Below are 343 nucleotides of genomic sequence, written 5' to 3'. Positions count from 1 at the left end.
GCTTGTTAACGCCCGTCCGTGGGCCTTGCGTCTTTAGGAACTGATCGATTTTTTCGAAGGCACTATTCAGAGTTCTGACTGTTTTTGTGATGCGCTCCTGGCGACTGTTGTCGTCGGACTCCTTGTCTATTTTCTCGTGCTCCGACATCCAGTAACGGATTTGACGCTGAATTTTATCTCGCTTCTCAGCCAGTTCTTTGAAGGTACCTGACCACTCTTTGGAAGCGTTTGAGGGTAATTTGCAGCCATCGATGGCAAAGAGTTCTTTTCCCAACAAACCTTCTTGATCGCAGACCAGTAGCACCTGTTCAAACAGGTGTTCGATCTCCAGCGGATAGCTGCT

At 48.4% G+C, this 343-nt stretch carries 1 pseudogene; it reads right to left on the bottom strand.

What is annotated here, in order from left to right:
* Positions 1-343 (bottom strand): annotated as a pseudogene (locus tag OUO13_RS12885) (IS1182 family transposase); the annotation flags it as partial.

This window comes from Parathalassolituus penaei (assembly GCF_026626885.1).
Lineage (GTDB): Bacteria > Pseudomonadota > Gammaproteobacteria > Pseudomonadales > Oceanobacteraceae > Oceanobacter > Oceanobacter penaei.
The sequence above is the reverse complement of the archived record's forward strand: the minus strand, read 5'-3'. Positions and strand labels throughout refer to the sequence as shown.